Consider the following 955-nt stretch of genomic DNA (forward strand, 5'->3'; position numbering starts at 1 on the left):
GTAGGGGAACCTGCGGTTGGATCACCTCCTTACCTGAAGATACCTTCCCGCGCAGTGTCCACACAGATTGTCTGATAAAAAGTAACGAGCAGAAAAAACCTCTACAGGCTTGTAGCTCAGGTGGTTAGAGCGCACCCCTGATAAGGGTGAGGTCGGTGGTTCAAGTCCACTCAGGCCTACCAAATTCGCACTCACGCTGCGTTATGTCTCCGGCTCGCATAGTTCACTATGCTTCGCGGAAACATGCCTTGCCTGAGCACGAATTACATTTCTCACGAAGTGTACTCGGTTGAGTGGTAGTAGTGGTCTCTGCAGTAACTGTATGGGGCTATAGCTCAGCTGGGAGAGCGCCTGCCTTGCACGCAGGAGGTCAGCGGTTCGATCCCGCTTAGCTCCACCATACCGTTTATCTGTTTTTTTCTGAAATACCTCAGAGCATACCGGCAACGGTGTGCTGCGACGTATTATGCTCTTTAACAATCCGGAACAAGCTGAAAATTGAAACGACGCAGCGCGTCATTCCTCCGTAATAAGGGATGACAAAGCGATGCGTTCGAGTCTCTCAAATGCTTGCAACTCGCAGCGTTGTAAAACGCCTGTGGGTTGTGAGGTTAAGCGACTAAGCGTACACGGTGGATGCCCAGGCAGTCAGAGGCGATGAAGGACGTGCTAATCTGCGTAAAGCGACGGTAAGGTGATATGAACCGCTACAGCCGTCGATGTCCGAATGGGGAAACCCGGTGCACTCTGTGCATCATTGCAGCATGAATACATAGTGCTGCAAGGCGAACCGGGGGAACTGAAACATCTAAGTACCCCGAGGAAAAGAAATCAACCGAGATTCCCCCAGTAGCGGCGAGCGAACGGGGAGCAGCCCAGAGCCTGAATCAGTTTGTGTGTTAGTGGAAGCGTCTGGAAAGTCGCAGGGTACAGGGTGATACTCCCGTACACAAAA

At 51.9% G+C, this 955-nt stretch carries 2 tRNA genes and 1 rRNA gene; all 3 read left to right on the forward strand.

The features are described from left to right. Positions 1-105 precede the first annotated feature (105 nt). Positions 106-182: transfer RNA gene (locus tag NR195_RS22695), tRNA-Ile, on the forward strand. Positions 183-324: 142 nt separating this feature from the next. Further along, positions 325-400 (forward strand) — tRNA-Ala (locus tag NR195_RS22700). A 209-nt stretch (positions 401-609) separates the two neighbouring features. Beyond that, a 23S ribosomal RNA gene (locus tag NR195_RS22705) occupies positions 610-955 on the forward strand; the annotation flags it as partial.

Origin of the sequence: Pantoea sp. Ft-CA_14 (assembly GCF_024520875.1) — a bacterium.
GTDB classification, from domain to species: domain Bacteria; phylum Pseudomonadota; class Gammaproteobacteria; order Enterobacterales; family Enterobacteriaceae; genus Pantoea; species Pantoea agglomerans.